Here is a 21,057-nt window from a genome sequence, read left to right on the forward strand (position 1 = left end):
CCTGAATGGAAGTTTTATATTCCCTACATAGAGCGTAAAGTTTAGCGCAATCACAACTCAGTCACAAGACAATCAAACAAAACCCAAAACATATTAGCAACTAATCCATTGTCCAGTCAAGGTTTCGGTTTTTGTGGGTAACCATTAAAAGTAGCAGTCACATGTACTAGTTACCGAAAAAACCTATGGCTCACAAAACTCTGACAATCAAAGAAATGGTTCAAGCTGCTATTATATCGATATTACTTGGGGGGTCACTTACCCTAGCGGTAATTGATGAACAATACCGCCCCACCTTTATGGATATGGCAAAAATAGGACTTGGAGGCTATCTGGGACTGTCACTACCTAAGTCTAAAGAGAAATAAAACTAGGGAGTGTCTTCAAACTCGGAGATCCCCCTAAATCCCCCTTAAAAAAGGGGGACTTTGAGTATGGCTCCCCCCTTTTTTTAAGGGGGGCTGGGGGGGATCATAATCATGCGACAAACTTTGAAAACACGCCCTAGGCGTTGCTGAATTTAGGAATGAATAAGAGTAGAGTGGGCATCCTGCCCGCTCGAAAATAAGCAGGAAACTGGCAAGATGCCAGTGTCTTGATGCAGTCGCTCATGGGGGAAACCCCCAAGACCGCGCTGCATCGCTTCCACGCAAGATGCCCATTCCACGGCAAGATGCCCATTCCACGCAAGATGCCCATTCTACAGGTGCGACCCGTGGCGAATTTAATTCTTAATGGGTCATACGCTTCTCAAGCTCAAAGTCCCCCTTATTAAGGGGGATTTAGGGGGATCAATTTGTACCTTATGGAATATAGAATTGCTATATACCCCTTGGCTGAATTATTGGTTTTTAGATGATGAATTCTGAACAAATCCCTATCCAACAGATCAGCACAGAGTATATTGCTATAGATCCTGATTTTTGTGGTAGTAAACCTCGCATTATTGGCACTATAATGCCTGTGGCAACTATTGCCAAAATGTATTTGGAGATGGGAGAATCCTTAGAAGAAATTGCCTCTGAATATCATTTATCTAAGGCAGCGGTTTATGCGGCAATGGCCTATTATTATGATCATCGGGAAGAAATTGACCGCCATACCGCAGAAAGTGCAGCGTTTGTGGAACAAATGAAGCGCAATAGTCCCCCTTCTCCTTTAGAATCACGATTGAGGGCTATTCGGGGTGAGTAGTCGGATGTATGACGTATATACTCCAGAGGAAATGGTTGGGCGTATTGAGTATTTGTAAGCGTTGGCGTAGCGTGGCCTACGGCCAATCGCATTCTTTCCTTTGATCGCATTTGTTTGCGGGATTTGGCTAGGGGTAAGACTTTCCGAGCTATCCCCTGCTACATCCTCAAACATTGCCCCTCGTTTAATTAAGTCACCCTTCATGGATTCATCAATTCCTGAGTTATCTCCGAATTGGGTATTGTCCACAATAGCACGACTGAGCTGGGCATTAGTGAGGTCAGCACTCTTGAGGTTGGCATCACTTAAGTCAGCACTACTAAAAAATGGCATTGCTGAATCAAGGAATGAATATGAGTAGGGTGGGCATCCTGCCTGCCCGGGAATTGTAACGGGCAAGATGCCCGTTCCACAAAACTCTTCAAATCATTCCATTGTTAAGCAAAGCCGAATTTAATAGTTTGATATTTTACAGACTTGAAAGTCTGGGAAAAATCCCTTGGCCGTTGGCCACGCTACCCGGAACAGCTGATACGCGACACGCTGATAGTTGATAGCTGATACGCGACACGCTGATAGCTGATAGCTTAAAATCTACCTAAACATTAGCCAAGACTTACTAATTCCACATTAGCCACTTCTGAGCATTTAGCCGTTGTATGGTGTAATGAACCATTAGATCAAGAGTCACTTTCCGTTCATCAATCATAAAAGACTCGATCGTACTAGGGTTAACACCATTAGCCGACGCAGAGAAAGCCTTTTGTTTTTTAATATCTTCGTCTAGGAAATAAACGTTAAATTGACGTTGCCCATTTTGCCAACTACCCATTACTTGCCAACAGTCATCCATTTGACTCAAACTCGGAATCGGGATTTTCTGTTTAGCAAACGTCACATCTACATCATCAATACCTTGTTTGGCAAAAGCAGTCTTAAGGGCTGGCACATAATGTTGTTCCACAAATTCAGTAAAGGGTTTCTTTTCAATTGCTGGTGGTTTTTCTTTTTTAGCTTTTGCCTCTGTAGCAGCAGGCTTTTTAGCAGCAGGGGCCTTAGCCGCTGGTTTGTCTTCTGATTTGGCCGCAGGCTTTTTAGCAACAGGGGCCTTAGCCGCCGGTTTGTCTTCTGATTTAGCCGCAGGCTTTTTGGCCGCAGGGGCCTTAGCCGCCGGTTTGTCTTCTGATTTAGCCGCAGGCGGTTGGTCTACGATCGCAGCAGGTTTCGGTTCAGTTATTTCAACCGGCGGTTGGTCTACTACAGCAGCAGGCTTCGGTTCCGTATTAGCAGCAGGCTGGTCTGGTGATGGTGTAGGAGGTTTCGGTTCAGTTATTTCAACCGGCGGTTGGTCTACTACAGCAGCAGGCTTCGGTTCCGTATTAGCAGCAGGCTGGTCTGGTGATGGTGTAGGAGGTTTAGGTTCAGTTATTTCAACCGGCGGTTGGTCTACTACAGCAGCAGGCTGGTCTGGTGATGGTGTAGGAGGTTTCGGTTCAGTTATTTCAACCGGCGGTTGGTCTACTATAGCAGCAGGCTTCGGTTCCTTATTAGCAGCAGGCTGGTCTGCTGATGTATCAGAAGGAGTATTTGCGTCCTCAGGGTTAGGTAAGGGTAGGGTTTCTTCCGCCATAGCTTACGTAAGTCGTTTCTTTAGTCTGGATGATCCTATCTTACTGGCCAAGGGCTAGACAGATGGCTCGGGAGTCGGGAATCGGGAGTCGGGAATCGGGAATCGGGAATCGGGAGTCGGGAGTCAGGAGTCGGGAGTCGGGAGTCGGGAATCGGGAGTCGGGAATCGGGAGTCGGGAGTCGGGAAAAGCGGGAAATGGGAAGAATTCTTCGGACTTGAGCTAAATGCGATTGGCCTATGGCCACCCTACGCGATTGACCGTAGGTCACGCTACGCGATTGGCCTATGGCCACCCTACGCGATCGCATTTGTCAGTAGCTTTCATGAGTATAGCGGTTTCTAACCTAATGAGGTACACATAATTTTTTCTCTCTTGCCTCTTGCCTCTTGCCTCTTGCCTCTTGCCTCTTGCCTCTTGCCTGTTCCCTATTCCCTATTCCCTATTCCCTATTCCCTATTCCCTATTCCCTATTCCCTATTCCCTATTCCCTATTCCCTATTCCCTATAGCTAGCTTTTTTCTCTTCACAGAGTAATTAACGGCTAACACCTGATGCTCCAGAGGATGGCAAACCTGAATGAATTATACTAAAGTATATGAGTACTGAAAATTAATCCTCAAAAAATTAATTATCATATTTAATAGCATGTAAATAATGTAAGCCGTCAGCCGTCAGCCGTCAGCCGTGCGCGTAGCGCATAAGCTGATAGCTGATAGCTGATAGCTGATAGCTGATAGCTGATAACTGATAGCTTAATACTTACTCAATAATGCTATAGCATTATTTGTATTATCAATATTATTTGAATTGAGGGTGTCTTAAACTAGTTGATAATCCTCCTAGGAGCCAGGGTAAATCTACTAAACCTAAACACGAATCATAAACAACTAACAACTAATATATATGGTCTGGTCAGAGCAACAGCTGTTACATGGTGGTAAATACAAGATCGATAAAATTATTGGACGTGGAGCTTTTGGAATTACTTACAAAGCAGTCCATCAGTTACTTAATCAAGATGTTGTAATTAAAACACCACACGAAAGCCTGAGATTGGCTCCAGACTACCCCAACTATGGAGAACAATTTATCAAGCAAGGACAACTGCTGGCTCAACTGTCTGCTGACCTTGAATCCCTGGTCCAGGTCAGAGACTTGTTTCAAGAAGGAGATACCTACTGCCTCGTAATGGATTTTATTTCCGGGGAAAGTTTGTGGAATTTGGTACAACGCATAGGACCATTACCTGAAACTGATGCAGTAGAGTACATCACTCAAATTGGGTCAGCCTTGAATCTAATCCATGGAGTAGGGCTAGTGCATTTAGATATAAGCCCTCATAATATCGTGGTCAGTAACACTGGCAAACCGGTATTGATTGACTTTGAGATTCCTGGGGATATACTCCGAGATAGTAATGTGTCGAGCCATATTGACAATAAACCATTTCGACCCTACGAGCTATACTACCAAGGCAGTCGTCACGCCACGGTGGATGTCTACTCTCTAGCGGCTTCACTGTACCATGCCGTAACTGGGCTAAATCCTACCGAGTCAATTTACCGCAAGTATGACGGTGAAGAGCTGGTGCCACCAAAAGAACTGGTTCCTAGTATTAGCGATCGCTTAAATCAAGTAATTCTCCAAGCCATGGCCTTAGAGCCAAAAGACCGTCCTCAGTCAGTGCACGAATGGTTACAGCCCTTGACTGAAGACGATTATTTCATCTGTTTGAGTGAAGTTGATGACCTTAGTTCTGATGTAGGAGTAGATTACCGCCCATTACGGGATTTACTAATTCGTAGAAAGTGGCAAGAGGCAGATCAAGAAACTCTCGCTGTTATGCTCAAAGCAGCAGGACGAGAACAAGAAGGCTGGCTTGACATCCCAGATATCAACACCTTTCCTTGTACAGACCTCTATACTCTCAACACTCTCTGGGTAAAGTACAGCAATGGGCGCTTTGGCTTTAGTGTACAGAAACAAATCTGGCAGAGCTTAGTGACCGAGAGTGTGCAGGTAACTCCTGGTGCCGATTATGAGTATGAAACTTACTGTCGCTTTGGCGATCAACTCGGATGGCACACCAACGAAAAGTGGCTAGATTACGTTGACCTGCCCTTCACCCTCAATGCTCCCCAGGGGCATCTACCAGTCAGCTATGTCGGATTCTTTTCCGGTTGGGCATACTTTGCCTTTTTTATGGGTGGCGTATCTCTCTTCTCTCGCCTTGAGATATGTAGTATTTAGCGGTTTTTATAGCGGTTTTTAATTCGGTCTGGGTGTTAGGGAATCGGGAATCGGGAATCGGGAATCGGGAATCGGGAATCGAGAAACCAGACTGTTTACCTGATTAGGATAAAAACCGCTAAATAATAGTTATATAGAGCAGTTATAAACCAATTTATAGCTGCTCTATATAACTATTGTTTGATTTATTTTTTTCATAAAAAATATATACAGCAGTTTGCAATTAAATTAGGTACAAATTTATAGATTTTCAGGGAGCATAGAGCAGGTATTAGGGAAGAGGTAAGAGGGGAAACAATCCTGTTTACCTAATAGTTATGCCAAAGTAAAAAAAATAATAATCTCTGATTAAGTTACTTATAAATTTTAATTAATAATTGAAAAAAAAATATCTGATTTAAACTTTTTTTAGATTTCCTATTATCGATTCCCGATTCCCGATTCCCGATTCCCTACTCCCTACTCCCTACTCCCTACTCCCTACTCCCTACTCCCTACTTCCTAAAACTCAAGACAAAAATCCCTGAAGTTATTGTATGATCTCAATACAGTAAAAAGCATTAGCCATAATGACTATTGGGATTTGGGTACTAGGGGATCAACTTTGGAATGAACAATCAGCGCTACACAGTTGTCAACAAAACTATCAAAATACACCAGTAATTCTGATTGAATCCCTAAGCTACGTCCAACAAAAACGTTACCACCGCCAAAAACTGGTATTCATTTGGTCAGCCATGCGCCACTTTGCTGAGGAATTACGCCAGCAAGGTTGGCCAGTCAGCTATGAAACAGCGGACGACTTTGAAACGCCTCTCCAAGCCTGGGTCACAAAAAATACGATTACCGAACTACGGGTAATGACCCCCAATGACCGACCCTTTGCAGAAATAATTGGCAACCTAAAACTAAATTGCCAAATTACCTTTATTCCCAACAATCATTTTCTGTGGAGCGAGTCTGATTTTAAAACCTGGGCGAAATCTCAAAAACGTCTAATAATGGAAAACTTCTATCGGGTGGGGCGCAAGCGATTTAATAGTTTGATGGCAGGAAATAAGCCAATTGGTGGGAAATGGAATTTCGATAAACAAAATCGTAAACCCCCAAAACGTAATCTAAATCCACCAGACGCCCTTTGGTTTGAACCCGACCCAATCACCCAAGAGGTGATCAACTCCGTTAATGCTCAAAACTTTCCCAGCTACGGAAAAACAGAACCATTCCGTTGGGCGGTCAATCGCCATCAAGCTCTTCAAGTATTAGACTTTTTCATTCACCATCGCCTACCCAATTTTGGTCCCTATCAAGATGCCATGGTCACCAACGAAGATACCATGTGGCACTCCCTAATTTCCCCTTACCTCAATATCGGCTTACTCCAACCTGAGGAAGTAATTAAAGCAGTCGAGAATGCTTATCACCAAAACCAACTCGACTTAAGCAGCACAGAAGGATTTATTCGTCAAGTCCTGGGTTGGCGGGAATATATGCACGGTATTTATATCTATATGAACCCTGACTACTCCCAAAGCAATTGGTTCAACCACACCCAGCCCCTACCTGACTTTTACTGGCATGCCCAGAAAACAGACATGAACTGTTTACGCCAAATTTTGAGTCAGGTTGAACGCACCGGTTACGCCCATCACATTCAGCGACTGATGGTGTTGAGCAATTTTGCTCTAATTGTTGGAGTTTCGCCTCAATCTATAGAAGAATGGTTTCATGGAGCCTTTATCGATGCCCATGATTGGGTGATGCAAACCAATGTGATTGGCATGGGTCAGTTTGCCGATGGCGGCATCCTAGCATCCAAACCTTACGCTGCATCAGCTAATTACATCAATAAAATGAGCGACTACTGCAGCAGTTGTGGTTACAATCCTCGGAAGCGCACTGGCCAGGGAGCCTGTCCCTTTAATTTCTTATACTGGGATTTTCTTTGCCGCCACCGTGACCAACTCAAGGCTCAAGGCCGCATGAGTTTAGTCTTGTCTCACATCGACAAAATCTCTGATCAAGACATACAACAAATTCATGAAGAAGCTTTTAGGTGGCGTAAGAGACAATCTACCTGACAATACCACATAATTAGGTTAGAAGCAATTAGTCAGTGGTTAGATTTTTTTTCCTTGTTTTTTCCTTAAGGAGTCAAGTCAAGAGTTTGCTAATACTAGTTCAATCACACTAGTATACTAATACATCAGGATTCACAATCTACAATGACCCCATCTGTGGTCACCAGTTTTCCACCGCCAACGAAACTGTAAGAATTCTTATCGTTTCTCCCAAATTTCCCCCACAGATTCCCCACTGTTTCCACACAGAGCTTCAAGCTTTTCCACAGTTTTCCCATAGTTTTCCACAAGCCTCAACGGTGGCATTAGGTATTCCAGTTTTACTGGGGATTTTCCCGACTTAGTATTCCGCAGTAGTTAAGACCACAGTTTATGTAAAGTTATGTAACAAAAAAGCGCCTCAAACCCTGATTATTTCGTATACATTTCGGAATGTCAACAAGAGTTGTAATATTTCGCAGCATTGACAAACCCACCCCATTTCAGATGAAAATGGTGCGACCAACCTATAAAAAAATTTGCTCTCAGCTAACCTACGCCGACTAGCAGGGGTTAGCACGGACTACCCTACCTGATTTGGGGATAGTTCTGAACTAAAGCAAGGGTGACATCAAAATTCAGTGCTTCGGTGCTGGCTTGTCTTGGCTTTCTTTTGGCCAAGGCAGTTATCTGAAGTGCTTGAAATCAGGTGGCTTTTTCCAAAAATACCTTTATATGAAGAGGTGACTATGAACGCAACCGTAAGTATCCTGGCAGAAATCCCCGAAGACCTGCACGAGTCTCTCAAGCGCTACCTAGAAACCCATCCTAGCTGGGACCAAGACCGGGTCTTCGCAGCAGCACTTTCCCTGTTTTTGCTCCAAAATGGTATTGGTAAGACTCCAGAAACGTCCCAGAGTTATCGCGCTTGTGCTCGTGTCTATCTGGAATCCCTCTTTCAATATCCTGCGTAGTTAATCCGGGATGGGGAAAGGTATAACGTTTGAAATATAACGTGTGAAATATAACATGTAAAGTATGACGTGTCAAGTTCCGCACCCATGCCTGCACGGCTTCGCCCTACTCCCCACTCCCTTGTTATGATGTCCGGAAACATCTAGATCATAAAGGGTAGGTAATGGGTAACCCATTACCTACCCTTGACCCAAACGATTTTTGACCATGAGCACTATCGAAACAACCGGACAAATTATAATTCCTCAACTGATTGTGGGTTTAGGTAATCCGGAACCCAAGTACGATAAAACGCGGCACAATATCGGTTTTGAAGTGGTCGATGCGATCGCACGTCGATTACAGATTTCAGGGAGCGAAAATCGCCGCTTTCAGGGATGGTTTGGTCAAGGAATTGGACTAAAAGGAAATAAGCTAAGCTTGCTCAAGCCCCTTACATACATGAATCGCTCTGGACAAGCAATTCGGGCGGTGACTGATTGGTACAAGCTCACACCTGAGTCGGTCTTGATCATTTATGATGATATGGACTTACCAGTAGGGCGTTTGCGTCTGCGCCTTTCCGGTTCAGCGGGAGGACACAATGGCATGAAATCCGCAATTGCCCATCTGGGTACGCAAAACTTCCCTCGCCTGCGCATTGGTATTGGCAAATCCAGTCAGAAGCCAGACACGATCTCCCACGTCCTAGGAAAATTTTCACCTCAGGAAACCAAGTTAATGTCGGAAGTAGTCCAACTAGCCGTTGAGGCAGTTGAACTTTCTCTTAAGCAAGGTGTAGAAAAGGCCATGAGTCTCTACAATAATCGGAATTTGGCAACTATAGCAAAGGGAACAGGGAGTAGGGAGTAGGAAGTAGGGAGTAGGAAGTAGGAAGTAGGGAGTAGGGAGTAGGAACTAGGGAGTAGGAAGTAGGGAGTAGGGAGTAGGGAGTAGGCAGTAAGGAATTCGGAAGTCGGAAGTGGGAACAAATCCTGTGTACGTGATCGGTATTATCAACTCCACAGTTATAGCGCTATAGTTATAGCGCTAGGTTAAAATTCACAGAATCCGAATCATAAAATCTGATTAAGGCAGGAGATATCAGCTGATCCAAAGTGGACACTGAAGGCAATATTCAAGTTTTCCAGAGACGGGACTAACCAAGGTACGCTGTTTCTGGTTTGGGACTCGTAGTGGTTAAACAGAATCGAAAATCGCTTTTCTAAATAGGGCTTGACTTTAGCGCAGACCAATACAATCTTGAGCAATAGTCCAGTGGTAATGGTGGTTCCTATATTGCCAATCAAATCAACAAATGTATAGTGATGGGGGCGCTTAGGGCTTTCCACTACCAAAAAATTTAACAATTGAGTACAGGTGCGCACCACCATAAATTCATTGGGCGTTTGGTAATCCCATTCAGGCAAGGTGCTTTGCAAATGAGTATACAATCGCTGGTTAAACTGTTGCTTCCCATAGGCTGGGTCAATCGAGGCAATCAAATATTCATATAAATCGTCCTTGAAGTCTTTAAAAAAGGCTGTGTGCCGACTGTGGGTATGGAAACTACGAGCAAAATCTCGGTAGCTGTAAGACCCTTGCACTTTTCCAAAAAACTGCTTGAGAGCACTTGCCAACTCTCGTTCGGTCAGCAATGTGGGATTTGACACTGGTTGAATTATCCGTTTTGGAGTCGTGATAGCCCGATTTCGCATGACATGGGCGCATCGCACCTGATAGGTTACGTACTTAGATAAATCACAGTCAAAGCGCCGTTGAACCCTAGCTTGAACTTGCCGTACAGTTTGCTGATATTCCTGAGAGCTGTCTTCACTGAGTAAGCAATGTTCATATAAGTAGGGATACCGCTGAATCAAATTTGCCACTGGTTTAGAACCATTAGAGTATTGAGGTGTATCACTCATTACTCTAGACAGACGTTGCAGAGTTAGATATTGCTCTGTTCTTTTGAACAGCTGCATTAGTTCCCGCAGGCGTCTAGGAGCCCGAGAGTGAACCCTCAAAGAAGGCGGCACATGATCAAACAGAGCTACCAATTCTTGGACTGCTCTTCTGGTGTTTGGTTTCAGATGCCAGTGATTGATCAGAATATGGCAGCAGCGATTGACCACAAATCGGAACTCTGTCGGAGCCCGCTTATCCATTACTATCTTTTCCAAGGCCAACCAGATTTCAAAATCTTCGTATCCCACTCCATCCAGGAAGAGCCTTTGGAAGCGTTCAATTGATTGCTTTGGTGATTCTACCCTTACCCACTGGAGTAAGTGATTGTAGACTTGCTGCTCTGGCAAGCTAATATGTCGAATTTCCGATTCTTTAGAGTCTCTCCAGGTGGTCACTTTAGGTAGCTCTCCTAGGTGCTAAAGCTAGGGCTCATCAATGGTGGTTGGCTTGAGAAGATGAAAATTCAACTTTGAGTGGCTTAGCTAACACAAAGAGAGTTCGGTGTATCACAATATATCTACGGTGGTAGATATATTCTAATGATCACCTAAACTTGAGGTGAGCTATTATATTATTAGTATATCTTCATCTACTCTTTACCTAATTGTGCCAATGAGTGGAAATTGTGAAAATTAAGTAAAAACCATGTGAAAGTTATTGGCTGACCAGGAAAATAGAGCGTTTAGAGAAAACAGCACAATTAGGACACTGGGGGAACAAGAAATTTATGGTGTGTCGGCTTCTTGTAGGAAAATTAGTTGACATTCTCGCCGCCAAGACCGTAGACATTCCAGAAAAAATCCTGGAAAAGTCATTCACTGGCATTACCACTGATACCCGTCACCTTGAGCCGGGTCAACTATTTTTAGCGCTGCGGGGTGAAAAGTTTGATGGTCATGATTATGCAGCTCTGGCTGTAGAGAAGGGGGCATTAACGGTCATTGCTGAGGCGACTAAAGTTACCCAACTCGAAGGTTTGCCGCTGATTCAGGTAGAAAATACTCTCAAAGCCTACCAGCAAATTGCTCGGTGGTGGCGTGACCAGTTTGAGATTCCGGTGATTGCTGTCACTGGTTCTGTAGGCAAAACTACCACTAAGGAGCTAATCGCAGCAGTTTTGTCTACTAAAGGAACTGTACTCAAAACCCAGGCCAATTACAACAATGAAATTGGTGTACCCAAAACCTTGCTTGAGTTGTCACCAGACCATGACTATGCTGTAATCGAGATGGCAATGCGTGGTTCAGGACAGATTGCTGAATTGACCGAGATCGCCAACCCTACGGTGGGCGTGATTACTAATGTGGGTACAGCTCATATTGGTCTGTTGGGTTCTACGGAAGCGATCGCAAAAGCCAAGTGTGAGTTATTAGCACATATGTCCAACAAGGGTGTAGCGGTTCTCAATCACGACAATCAACGCCTAATTGATACCGCAGCTCAGGTTTGGCAAGGGCAAACCATAACCTATGGTTTAGAGGGTGGTGATGTCCAAGGAGAGTTGATTGCACCGGAAATCCTGAAAGTAGAGGGCATGGAGTTTCCTATCCCCCTCCCAGGTCGCCACAATGCCCTGAACTATGTAGGGGCCCTAGCCATTGGGAAATTATTGGGGGTGGATTGGGAAACCCTCAGGAATGGTTTAAAGGTTGAGCTACCCGCAGGGCGATCCCAGCGTTATGAGTTACCTAACGATGTAGTGATTCTTGATGAAACCTACAATGCTGGAGTTGAATCCATGGTAGCTGCCCTAGAAATGCTGGCTCAGACTCCTGGCAAACGCCATATAGCAGTACTTGGGGCGATGAAGGAATTGGGAACCAAATCCGGTGAACTTCATCAGCAAGTGGGTCAAAAGGTTGAGCAACTCAATCTAGATGGCTTGCGGATTTTGGTGGATGAAAGTGAGCCAGAAGCGGAAGCGATCGCAACCGGTGTTACTTCGGTGCCAGTTGAGTGTTTCTGTGACTCTAATCCTTTAGTGGAACATCTACTGGGGTTTGTCCAACCTGGGGATCGTCTATTGTTTAAAGCCTCCCATTCCGTGGGTCTCGATCAAGTAGTCAAGCAGTTTAAAGCCGGATTTTCCAAGGAAGATTGATCTCAAGCCAACAAATCTGGGCTTATCCCCAGATTTGTGATAGTTTACCCGTGAAAACTTGCTCAGCTGGCCCAGTCATGTAAACTCGCTGATCGGTTTCGGACCATTCAATGTCGAGACAACCACCAGGAAGCTCCACGGTACAAATGCGATCGCTTTTCTCAGTTAACACACCAGCCACCACAGACGCACAAGCCCCCGTTCCACAGGCGAGAGTTGCCCCAGCACCCCGCTCCCAAACCCGCATCTTGAGATAATCGGGACGCACCACTTGGATAAATTCTGTATTGGTTCGTTGGGGGAAAACTGAGTGATGCTCAAACAGTGGACCAATGGTTTCCAGAGGTATCGCATCCGCATCCTCCACAAACGTTATACAGTGAGGATTTCCCATACTGACACAGGTAACCTCCCATAATTTGTCAGCTATTTCCATGGGGATATTGATGACCTTTTGGTCAGCCTCTGCCAAAACAGTGGGAATTTGAGCTGCACTAAGCTGGGGCATCCCCATATCCACCCTGACTTTACCATCCCCCTTGAGTTCAGGAATGATCACCCCAGCCAGGGTATGGATCCGATAGTGGGTTTTGTGATTATCCCCCTCTAAATCAGCCAGAAACTTTGCTAAACAGCGAATTCCATTACCACACATCTCTGGTTCAGAACCATCAGAGTTGAAAATCCGCATCGTATAGTCAGTACCGTCTTGTCCTGGCAGGGCAAAAATAACACCATCTGCACCGATTCCAAAATTGCGATCGCATAGCTGCAGCGCTTGATCTGAGGTTATTCTGGGTTCCAGGTCATCCCGATTATCAATCAGAATAAAGTCATTCCCAAGTCCATGGTACTTTGTAAACTCCATAGTCAACTCCCTATTAATCGGCTCTGGTGCTATGGTAATTCTTTTGTAGCCTTTTGTTTAACTGGCGAGGGGGTTTGGGGGAGTCCATGTATGCCGACGGCATACATGGACTCCCCCAGTATTTTTCATCCCCATCAAGGGGATGAAAAATACATTGACTGATTTGTGTGTTTATGGTACAGTTTCTCTATGCTGATGATGAATTACTCCTACCGTATCTATCCAAGTATTGACCAACAAGCTCAAATGCTTGAATGGTTAGAGACTTGTCGGGGGGTTTACAACTATGCTTTGAGAGAGTTGAAAGACTGGTTGGCGAGTCGAAAATGTGAATCAGACAGATGTTCGTTGTCGAAAGAATATATCATCCCAGCCAATACTCCATTTCCGAGTTATCATCTTCAGCAAAACAACCTCCCGATAGCTAAAAAGGTTAATCCAAAGCTCAAGAAAGTCCATTCTCAGGTATTGCAGACAACAATTCGTAGGCTGCATGATACCTGGGATGATTTTCGTGCTCGTGGTTTTGGGTTTCCTCGATTCAAAAAATCTGGTCAATTCAAGTCATTTCTGTATCCACAGTTCAAAAAGAACCCGATACAGAATGGCGTGATAGATCTCCCCAAGATTGGGAAAGTCACAATCAACCTGCATAGACCGATTCCAGATGGATTCCAAGTCAAGCAAGTTAGGGTTTTGTCGAAAGCCAGACATACTCAATGGTACGTTGTTGTCACAATTGCTTTAGACGTAGAAATCCCAGATAATCCACCTGGCGGTCGCGCAATTGGGATTGATCTGGGACTCGAAAAGTTCTTGACAACCTCTGATGGTTTCACAGTAGAACGTCCCAAGTTTTTAAAGCACCTACAAGGCGAGTTGAAATTACTGCAACGTAGAGCAGCTAGAAAACAGAAACGTTCTAAGAACTACTCAAAAGCACAAGTACTGGTGGCAAGATTACATCATAAAATTGCCAATACTCGCAAGGATTTTCACCTGAAAACCGCACATCTTTTGTGTGACCACGCAGAGACTATCTTTGCCGAAGATCTCAACACAGTTGGACTCAATAGAGGAATGCTACGAAAAGAGTGTATTGATGCTTCTTTTGGACAGTTCCTCGACTTACTCAAATGGGTTTGTTGGAAACGAGGTGGCTACTTTGAAAGAGTAGATCCTAGTGGAACCAGTCAAACCTGTCCAGAGTGTGGGGCAACTGCACAGAAACTGCTCAGTCAACGAGAACATATCTGCCCTGAATGTGGCTATCGAACTCATAGAGATCATGCAGCGGCTCAGGTGATTAGATTGCGAGGATTGGAAAAAGTACCCGTGGGCGACGGGGAAAGGAAACTGTCTGCTGATAGCGTACTGCCGGGTGAGTGTAACTCACAGGTAAGTGCTACGCAGAAAGTCTCAGTCGTGAGGTTGAGAAGCCCGCGCCGTAATCTCTGATTCGGCGTCGGGAGAAGTCACAATACTGTTTCTGATCATGCTGCCCAAAACGCCAAAAACCCTCCTGGCCAAGTATGATTGGTTATGATTGTTAGGGTTCCCACACATCCCACGATTTTTTGTGATTATGGCCCAATTCGATACCGGCTTGCCCAGTATTAGTCAAATTCAAGGCTATATCAAAGACCAACAACTCCTAGAGCTAAAACTTCTCACTGGAGATTCCTTTAGCGGGCAATTGTGCTGGCAAGATCAAAACTGCCTGTGTCTGATCACTCAAGATCAGCAGACCATCATGATCCCTTATCATGCGATCGCTTATCTAAAGCCACAGGCACCTAAAGCCTAAAGGTAACCATTCAGCCGTCAGTGGTCAGTTTATTTTATTCAAAGGTACGCTCTTACCATTAAGAATTAAATTCGCGCTTATTGTCGCACCTAAAAGCACCGATTGCGCTACTTGAGGTGCTGCGAGAACAGTAGCGTGGCCTTTAGCTGATAGCTGATAGCTGATTGCTAAAGGTTAAAGGCTAAAGGCTGAAGTTTGATTTACAACTTATAGCTTAGTCCAGTCAGTAACAATATAGTTGCGATAATACAGCCGAAGCATCCCAGGGCAAGATTAGTCATATTCGATTGACTTGCTGATGCTAGGGCTGTATTGAGATCCGGTGAAGTTAGACGTTCATAGTTTTTTATTGCCACATTCGCTTCTGGTAAAGAAGAGATCAGACTACCAATAAAATAATGTAAACCTACAAACACTGCTGAGCCCAACCACTGACTTAATACTGAACTATATAGTTCAGTATAGGCCAAGAATAAGGCATTTAAAACATAACATAATACCGTCAGGGATATAGTCCCTAAAAAAAACTTCCACCAGTTTGACTCAAAATCTTCCTCAGTGATATCTTCAAATAATCCTGGGCGCTTCTTTTTCAAGTTATTTTCAAAATACACAAATATCCCAATCCCAATTATACAGATCAACACTCCGATTAATAACCAGTGCCATGTTCTTAATGGGATGTCTTCTGATAAATAATTAAACTGAAAGCCTCCGGTTAGGCACCAATAGGCTATACTGGCAAATCCAAACATAGTTAAGGACATAATTGAATGCCAAATTACCAACTTTTTTTCACGATTGATTAGAGTCATGAGATTTAATATCTTATTGAAATCCCTCTTGAAAAACCACTTAAATAAAACAAATAATGGAGCAACAAAAAACATAAGATAAATGTTTGCAAAATTTGACCCTAGTGGGGTAGCTATCCCTCCTAGCCTACCTAATCCCAGTGAGACAAGCATTAAAAGTAACTCAGGATTGTTGGTACTTGAGTTAATCACCAAGGTGCGTTGCTCGCGCCCTAAATAGTCACCAGCAAGACCCGCTGCACAGCTCACCATCAAATCAGTGGTGTAGGGAATTAACCAAAAGCAAAATGTTACGGCTGTAATTAAAGAAATCACCAGGAAGGGGATTTCACCAATGAAGTCATGGAGCTTGATGATCCAACTGTCCATTAATTTAAACCTCGACTTAGTTTGGCAATCGTGAGTTACCCTTAAAAAAAACTATTTCATAGTTTGGTATTGATTGATATAGAGCATCCATCGACCGAGTTAGCCTAACCGTTAGTGTGATAGACTATCGACCTTACTTAGATGTCCTTTTATGATGGCACCTGACTCAATCTTCTTTGGTCCGGTTCATCTGCAAACTAGATGGAATTGGAAACACACTGGGCTAAATGATAGTCTATGCCCCAGTAGCTAAAGAATAAAAATCTATAGTCGCGCTTTGTATAAGTCAGTGAAATTACTATCCTCTCATGGCTCACTATCAGGGCTAGAGCACTATTCTCCTTCTAGTCCCACCCCACTTCTGAGTGCAAAGCACCTTGCCAAACGCCTGATTACAACGACAGCAATAGCCCTGGCATCGGGTTTTGTAGCCCTGTGCCAACCAGTGCAAGCTTTACAGGTACAAGTTCAACCAGACAATCCCCAGTTAGGCGATACTTTGTCAGTGGTAATTCAAACCGAAACAGTTGGTTCAGCACCAACCGTTTCTATGGGTCAAAAGACCTATCCTACCTTTGCAGCAGGGACAAATCGTTATCGAGCTTTAGTACCCACTACACCATTAGATAAACCAGGAAAATTGGTTTTGCGGGTGGCTGGTGATGGTAAAGTCAACAACATAGCTGTACCACTTCAGAATCGGTCTTTCCCTGTCCAACGCATCTGGCTGTCTGGCAAAGCCTCTGCCCCAGCAACCCAGCTTGAATTAAATCGGGTTGCCCAGTTTAAAAAATTATTGACCCCAGAAAAATTCTGGAATGGTAAATTCTATAGACCCAACAATGCTCGTGTCTCCAGTGTTTTCGGTGTTCGTCGCTACTACAACGGTGTCTATGCTAAAAACTACTACCATCGTGGTGTTGACTATGCCGGTCGCTTCGGTTCACCAGTAGTAGCACCAGCAGCAGGACAGATAGCACTAGTGGGACGAGAGTCTGAAGGTTTCCGGGTTCATGGCAACACCGTAGGGATTAACCATGGTCAAGGGGTACTCAGTATCATGCTGCACTTGAGCGAAATTAAAGTTAAAGAGGGGGATTTTGTTCAAGCTGGCCAGGTCATTGGTACCATTGGTTCTACAGGTGCTTCCACTGGTCCTCATCTACATTGGGGTCTCTATGTTCACGGTCAGTCGGTTGACCCGGTACCCTGGAGATGGCAAGGTGTGAATTGACCGAAAAAGTGGGTCTCAAGCCCCGTCCTTCGGCAGACGGCTTTTGTTCACTGTGGTATAATAAAAAGGTAGCCTAGCACAGACAGGATTCGTCGGTACTGTCAACAAACTAACGACGTAAAGCGATGCTAGTACATGAGGCGCGAAAAACCTCATTAAAAACGTATGGATCAAGCGCTGATACCGACAACCAGTAAAGCAAATCTTAAAAGATGAAAGTACCGTGGGGCACACGGAAACTGAGGAAACTCAACGCTTAGGGAGATAAGCCCACTGGGGTTAGTTAAATTAAGCTCAATATTTGGTTTTTAACGGATATTTGGCTTAAACATTGCCTTTGCTGGATAACTAATTTTAAGGCATGTCGAAGAACTAAGAATCCCCGTCCTTCCAGGGCGGGGAGTGTCAACTGACCCCAGCCCATCACTTAAGTGGATCACCTATACAATAACTAAGCCAGCACATTTTTCATCATAGGTAAAGCTTAAAGGTTAAAGGGAATGGGCAAGAGGGAAAAATTTTCTTTCCTCTTGCCGGTTCCCTATGGGTTAGCTGTTCACTTGTCCTGGCCTTAGGACAAGGGTGGTTATTGACCACTACTCCATAAATTCCTCGTATTTGTAGTTAGTCATGGTATAAAGCCCTATGGCTAACTTACTTTTTTTGATTTTACTAGCAAATCCCACTAACCACTGACTCCGCTTCACGAAATCCCCCAGATTCACCCATCGGTATCAGCTTAATCAGATCAAGACGAAGCTAAATTCCTAGATTATACTATTAATTATTTTGACAATTAAATCAATAGCTATTAAATCTACTCATGAGAATTGAGCAAATTGTAGAAAAAGCGTTGAAAGATGGCTACTTAACTCCCCTGATGGAGAGTGAGGTCGGTCGCCTTTGTGACACAGCTTCGGAACTCTCCATTGAAGAATATATGGCATTAGACAAGCTGATGGGGGCGCTGCTATCTGGTGAGGTGGTTACAGTTGCTCGCAAGCAGTTTATCAATGTCATGGAAGAGTTGGTATTAAGCGAAGCAATTGATCAAGTTACCAAGATAGAAGACAAGAGCGATCGCTTTCTGGAGGTAGGAGATATTGCTGCCTATGCCCTCAATAGACTGCCCCCTCTCTATGCCACTACCGAAAAAGGTGCTCAATACCAGCGTAAAAGAGCAAAGCAAGACCTAATGGATTTAATTAACCATCAAGTCAAGGATGCCATAGCCAAATACCTAGAGCGACCTGATTTTGGCGCTGATCGCCAAGCAATCCGCAAAAAAACCAGCAAAGATCTGATGGGACAGATTAGTAGTATGTTAGAGGGCTGTGCACCAGGCTTTGAGCCCAAGCCTCAGCGCTCAAATGGATTACATGGATTACGTTGAGTCAGTGTTAACAGGTTATGGTTAAAAAAAAAATTTTAAAGTACAATTTTTGGAGTTGAGATGTTTAATTTCTCACAATTACTGGTGTTCCTAGACTGACCTGCTCATACAACTGTTTAATATCCTGGTTGAGCATCCGTAAGCAGCCGTGGGAAACCGCTTTGCCGATTAGCTCTTCTTCATCAGTGCCATGAAGCCCGATTTGATGGTGTCCGTCAGACCAAAAACCAATCCACCTTTCTCCTAAAGGATTATCAGGTCCAGGAGGTATGAGTTCACCAGTAATCGGTTCTTTCCAAATAGGGTTGGGTTGTTTGCGAATAATTTTGAAACTGCCAGTGGGTGTATCCCAACCGGGTTTACCAATAGCAATTGGGTGGCTCTGGAGCAATTGTTCTCCCCAGTACAAATAGACCGTAGTATCACTCAAATCCACAACTACCTGGTAAGTAATAGCAGCAATTGCGTCAGTAAAATAAGAAGTGGCTGGTAAAACCTTGGGAATTTTTGATTTCAGTCTCTTTAGCGTTACCTGAGGTTTTATCAGATCTGAGGCTGTTTTTTCGGATGACAACGGTTCCAGTTCTGGGTATACTGAAGAGGTTTTTGTCAGCGTCTTATCTGTATCGAGTCGTGCTATGGTCAACCGAGAGGTTGCTGGCAAGACCTGGCTAATCTCAGGTGTAAGTTGCTTCAGGTTAAGCTGTGGTAGTTTAGCTGAGATTAACAATCCTGCTGACCCAAAGCAAAATATCATTAAGCTGGTGTTAATTGAGTTGCTTATGGCCATAATTAATTTATTTAATAGTTAATTAATTGGGAATGACTAGTTAATTTAATAGTTAATTGGCTGTTTGCTGGCTCAGTCCACTACAAGCGTGAAAATGTAACATAGACTAGTGCTCGATGAGCGGGAACCAATCGCAGAAGTTGGGAGTCAATGAGAGGAAGAAAGTTTTAGAAGCTATTCCAATCATGAGTCAACCAATTTCTCTATCCTGGTCAACAGAGGTAACACTTCCTCAAGTGCCGGTGCAACCTGAGAAACTCTCTAACTATGATTTGGTTTTACGCTGTCAGGAAGGTATGAATCCTGACCGCACAGCCTTTGCTGAGCTACTACGTCGGTATCAGTCCCACGTGGATAAGATTTTGTATCACTTAGCACCAGACTGGCAAGATCGCTCCGATTTAGCCCAAGAGGTCTGGATTAGGGTTTACCGTAATATTAAACGACTTAATGAACCAGTCAAGTTCAAAGGTTGGTTAAGCCGTATTGCCACCAATCTTTTCTATGATGAGCTCCGCAAACGCAAGCGGGTAGCCCACCCCCTGTCTCTGGATGCACCACGTCATATGGATGATGGCGATATGGATTGGGAAATTGCTTCAGCAGAGCCTGGTCCAGAAGAAGATATGACGACCAGAGAGTTTTATGAGCAACTGCACAAGGCAATATCAGAGTTGCCAGAAGTGTTTCGTACTACCATCATCCTTAGGGAAATCGAAGGTATGGCTTATGAAGAAATTGCCGAAATTACTGGCGCTTCTCTCGGAACCGTTAAGTCGAGAATTGCTAGAGCAAGAGCGAGATTGCAATCTCACCTGCAAGCTTATCTAGATTCCTAAACATCAGTATAGTTACTTAATAATATCTCAAATTTTTACAAGGCTTGCTTAATCATATCTTTATCTAAAGCCCCTGATTTAACCAGACTTGCTTGATCAGATCTTTATCTATTAGCAGGATTTCCTGTATTGGTTATTCCCTTAAAATAAAAAATATGGGAGATCTAGTGTGGGGAGTTTACGATGACTCGTTGGTGATGAGAAAATGACCTCTAAATTTAACCCTAACCCTGATAACACTTATGGGCAGGAATCTGCCAAAGATATGGATTCCCTCAAACGCGATCGCTTTCAATTAATCAGTGCCTACGTTGATGGGGAAGTAACATCAGCAGAGCGCTCTGATGTGCAGCAGCTATTGGCAACTGACCCAGATGCCAAACGATTATACAATCGACTGCTGATGCTACGTCAGGCATTCCGAACCATGCCCGTCCCACAAACAGAGCAACCAGCTCAAGAACTGGCACAGCAAGTTTTCTCAAAAATTGACCGCCGCCGGAATCGCCGAAAATTTGTTTGGGGTGGTGCTGCCCTTGCTGCCATGTTTGTCGGTGCAGTTTCGATGATTGTGCCTAATGGCCCCTCACCAGTGCCACAGATAGCGAATAACGTAACTCCATCCCCGAAAGCAGAACCCCTCAGGATTGCTCTGAATCGACCGCTGCTTGAGATACCATTAGCTCCAGTGTCATCTCCTAGACCGTCTGTATTACCAGAATTTAAGGGAAATGTCAATAATCCTAATTTGAATTAAATTAAATTGGGATAAATGTAAATTGGG

At 44.1% G+C, this 21,057-nt stretch carries 25 protein-coding genes; 16 read left to right on the forward strand and 9 right to left on the reverse strand.

The annotated features are described in order from the left end of the window. Positions 1 to 185: 185 nt before the first annotated feature. The 3 genes from F6K46_RS11845 to F6K46_RS11855 all read left to right on the forward strand — a co-directional run bounded on the left by F6K46_RS11845 (position 186) and on the right by F6K46_RS11855 (position 1,194). A complete protein-coding gene (locus F6K46_RS11845; protein WP_293057644.1) occupies positions 186 to 368 on the forward strand; it encodes a hypothetical protein in 183 nt (60 codons plus the stop codon). Positions 369 to 598: 230 nt separating this feature from the next. Then, positions 599 to 775 (forward strand): hypothetical protein, encoded by a 177-nt coding sequence (locus F6K46_RS11850; protein WP_293057641.1) that lies wholly within the window; start codon positions 599 to 601, stop codon positions 773 to 775. An 80-nt stretch (positions 776 to 855) separates the two neighbouring features. Continuing rightward, a complete protein-coding gene (locus tag F6K46_RS11855) occupies positions 856 to 1,194 on the forward strand; it encodes a DUF433 domain-containing protein (protein ID WP_293057638.1) in 339 nt (112 codons plus the stop codon). On the opposite strand, the gene F6K46_RS11860 is transcribed toward F6K46_RS11855, so the two are convergent. From F6K46_RS11860 to F6K46_RS11870, 3 genes are all read right to left on the reverse strand, one after another. After that, positions 1,165 to 1,527, reverse strand: a complete 363-nt coding sequence (locus tag F6K46_RS11860; RefSeq protein ID WP_293057635.1) for a pentapeptide repeat-containing protein — start codon at positions 1,525 to 1,527, stop codon at positions 1,165 to 1,167. The two genes, F6K46_RS11855 and F6K46_RS11860, sit on opposite strands and share 30 nt — an antisense overlap. Positions 1,528 to 1,813: 286 nt before the next feature. Beyond that, positions 1,814 to 2,824, reverse strand: a complete 1,011-nt coding sequence (locus tag F6K46_RS11865) for a DUF2996 domain-containing protein (RefSeq protein ID WP_293057632.1) — start codon at positions 2,822 to 2,824, stop codon at positions 1,814 to 1,816. A 35-nt stretch (positions 2,825 to 2,859) separates the two neighbouring features. Further along, positions 2,860 to 3,069 carry a hypothetical protein gene (locus F6K46_RS11870; protein ID WP_293057629.1) on the reverse strand — a complete coding sequence of 70 codons (210 nt, stop codon included), beginning with the start codon at positions 3,067 to 3,069 and terminating at the stop codon, positions 2,860 to 2,862. Here F6K46_RS11870 and F6K46_RS11875 point away from each other — a divergent pair. From F6K46_RS11875 to F6K46_RS11890, 4 genes are all read left to right on the forward strand, one after another. Then, positions 3,055 to 3,186, forward strand: a complete 132-nt coding sequence (locus F6K46_RS11875; protein WP_293057626.1) for a hypothetical protein — start codon at positions 3,055 to 3,057, stop codon at positions 3,184 to 3,186. The two genes, F6K46_RS11870 and F6K46_RS11875, sit on opposite strands and share 15 nt — an antisense overlap. 11 nt (positions 3,187 to 3,197) lie before the next feature. Further along, positions 3,198 to 3,359, forward strand: a complete 162-nt coding sequence (locus tag F6K46_RS11880) for a hypothetical protein (protein ID WP_293057623.1) — start codon at positions 3,198 to 3,200, stop codon at positions 3,357 to 3,359. Between the two features lie 369 nt (positions 3,360 to 3,728). Then, a complete protein-coding gene (locus tag F6K46_RS11885) occupies positions 3,729 to 5,075 on the forward strand; it encodes a serine/threonine-protein kinase (RefSeq protein ID WP_293057620.1) in 1,347 nt (448 codons plus the stop codon). 569 nt (positions 5,076 to 5,644) lie between these two features. Continuing rightward, positions 5,645 to 7,156, forward strand: a complete 1,512-nt coding sequence (locus F6K46_RS11890; RefSeq protein ID WP_293057617.1) for a cryptochrome/photolyase family protein — start codon at positions 5,645 to 5,647, stop codon at positions 7,154 to 7,156. A 125-nt stretch (positions 7,157 to 7,281) separates the two neighbouring features. Here the strand turns inward: F6K46_RS11890 and F6K46_RS11895 are convergent, their stop codons facing one another. After that, positions 7,282 to 7,434 carry a hypothetical protein gene (locus tag F6K46_RS11895; RefSeq protein WP_158069404.1) on the reverse strand — a complete coding sequence of 51 codons (153 nt, stop codon included), beginning with the start codon at positions 7,432 to 7,434 and terminating at the stop codon, positions 7,282 to 7,284. A 450-nt stretch (positions 7,435 to 7,884) separates the two neighbouring features. Between F6K46_RS11895 and F6K46_RS11900 the strand changes: the two genes are divergently transcribed. Together F6K46_RS11900 and pth are read left to right on the forward strand one after the other, a co-directional pair. Further along, positions 7,885 to 8,109 carry a DUF2811 domain-containing protein gene (locus tag F6K46_RS11900; protein ID WP_070391159.1) on the forward strand — a complete coding sequence of 75 codons (225 nt, stop codon included), beginning with the start codon at positions 7,885 to 7,887 and terminating at the stop codon, positions 8,107 to 8,109. A 208-nt stretch (positions 8,110 to 8,317) separates the two neighbouring features. Next, positions 8,318 to 8,962, forward strand: coding sequence for an aminoacyl-tRNA hydrolase (gene pth, locus F6K46_RS11905; RefSeq protein WP_075896664.1), 645 nt, complete (start codon positions 8,318 to 8,320; stop codon positions 8,960 to 8,962). On the opposite strand, the gene F6K46_RS11910 is transcribed toward pth, so the two are convergent. Both F6K46_RS11910 and F6K46_RS11915 read right to left on the reverse strand, forming a co-directional pair. Further along, a complete protein-coding gene (locus F6K46_RS11910; protein ID WP_158069403.1) occupies positions 8,908 to 9,081 on the reverse strand; it encodes a hypothetical protein in 174 nt (57 codons plus the stop codon). The genes pth and F6K46_RS11910 overlap by 55 nt on opposite strands. Positions 9,082 to 9,165: 84 nt before the next feature. Next, positions 9,166 to 10,452, reverse strand: coding sequence for a hypothetical protein (locus tag F6K46_RS11915; protein WP_293057612.1), 1,287 nt, complete (start codon positions 10,450 to 10,452; stop codon positions 9,166 to 9,168). A gap of 332 nt (positions 10,453 to 10,784) precedes the next feature. On the opposite strand from F6K46_RS11915, the gene murF reads away from it, so the two are divergent. After that, positions 10,785 to 12,158 (forward strand): UDP-N-acetylmuramoyl-tripeptide--D-alanyl-D-alanine ligase, encoded by a 1,374-nt coding sequence (murF, locus tag F6K46_RS11920; protein ID WP_293057609.1) that lies wholly within the window; start codon positions 10,785 to 10,787, stop codon positions 12,156 to 12,158. A gap of 22 nt (positions 12,159 to 12,180) precedes the next feature. On the opposite strand, the gene dapF is transcribed toward murF, so the two are convergent. After that, positions 12,181 to 13,032 carry a diaminopimelate epimerase gene (gene dapF / locus F6K46_RS11925; protein WP_293057606.1) on the reverse strand — a complete coding sequence of 284 codons (852 nt, stop codon included), beginning with the start codon at positions 13,030 to 13,032 and terminating at the stop codon, positions 12,181 to 12,183. A gap of 189 nt (positions 13,033 to 13,221) precedes the next feature. Between dapF and F6K46_RS11930 the strand changes: the two genes are divergently transcribed. After that, entirely contained in the window at positions 13,222 to 14,484 is a 1,263-nt protein-coding gene (locus F6K46_RS11930; RefSeq protein WP_229415189.1) for a transposase, read from the forward strand. Positions 14,485 to 14,611: 127 nt separating this feature from the next. Beyond that, positions 14,612 to 14,833 carry an RNA-binding protein hfq gene (locus F6K46_RS11935; protein ID WP_070391154.1) on the forward strand — a complete coding sequence of 74 codons (222 nt, stop codon included), beginning with the start codon at positions 14,612 to 14,614 and terminating at the stop codon, positions 14,831 to 14,833. 200 nt (positions 14,834 to 15,033) lie between these two features. Here the strand turns inward: F6K46_RS11935 and F6K46_RS11940 are convergent, their stop codons facing one another. Beyond that, on the reverse strand, positions 15,034 to 16,017 hold the full coding sequence (locus F6K46_RS11940; RefSeq protein WP_293057602.1) for a hypothetical protein: 984 nt from the start codon (positions 16,015 to 16,017) through the stop codon (positions 15,034 to 15,036). Between the two features lie 289 nt (positions 16,018 to 16,306). On the opposite strand from F6K46_RS11940, the gene F6K46_RS11945 reads away from it, so the two are divergent. Further along, entirely contained in the window at positions 16,307 to 17,251 is a 945-nt protein-coding gene (locus F6K46_RS11945; protein ID WP_293057599.1) for a M23 family metallopeptidase, read from the forward strand. An 823-nt stretch (positions 17,252 to 18,074) separates the two neighbouring features. Then, entirely contained in the window at positions 18,075 to 18,644 is a 570-nt protein-coding gene (locus tag F6K46_RS11950; protein ID WP_075896652.1) for a late competence development ComFB family protein, read from the forward strand. A gap of 64 nt (positions 18,645 to 18,708) precedes the next feature. On the opposite strand, the gene F6K46_RS11955 is transcribed toward F6K46_RS11950, so the two are convergent. Further along, complete coding sequence (locus F6K46_RS11955; RefSeq protein WP_229415188.1) at positions 18,709 to 19,434, reverse strand: L,D-transpeptidase; 726 nt, start codon at positions 19,432 to 19,434, stop codon at positions 18,709 to 18,711. A gap of 185 nt (positions 19,435 to 19,619) precedes the next feature. On the opposite strand from F6K46_RS11955, the gene F6K46_RS11960 reads away from it, so the two are divergent. Both F6K46_RS11960 and F6K46_RS11965 read left to right on the forward strand, forming a co-directional pair. Further along, entirely contained in the window at positions 19,620 to 20,273 is a 654-nt protein-coding gene (locus F6K46_RS11960) for a sigma-70 family RNA polymerase sigma factor (RefSeq protein ID WP_070391151.1), read from the forward strand. Positions 20,274 to 20,478: 205 nt separating this feature from the next. Further along, the gene (locus tag F6K46_RS11965; protein ID WP_075896650.1) at positions 20,479 to 21,030 is read left to right on the forward strand and encodes an anti-sigma factor; all 552 of its coding nucleotides are present in this window, start codon (positions 20,479 to 20,481) and stop codon (positions 21,028 to 21,030) included. Positions 21,031 to 21,057: the final 27 nt, after the last annotated feature.

Source organism: Moorena sp. SIO3E8, assembly GCF_010692445.1.
Lineage (GTDB): Bacteria > Cyanobacteriota > Cyanobacteriia > Cyanobacteriales > Coleofasciculaceae > Moorena > Moorena bouillonii.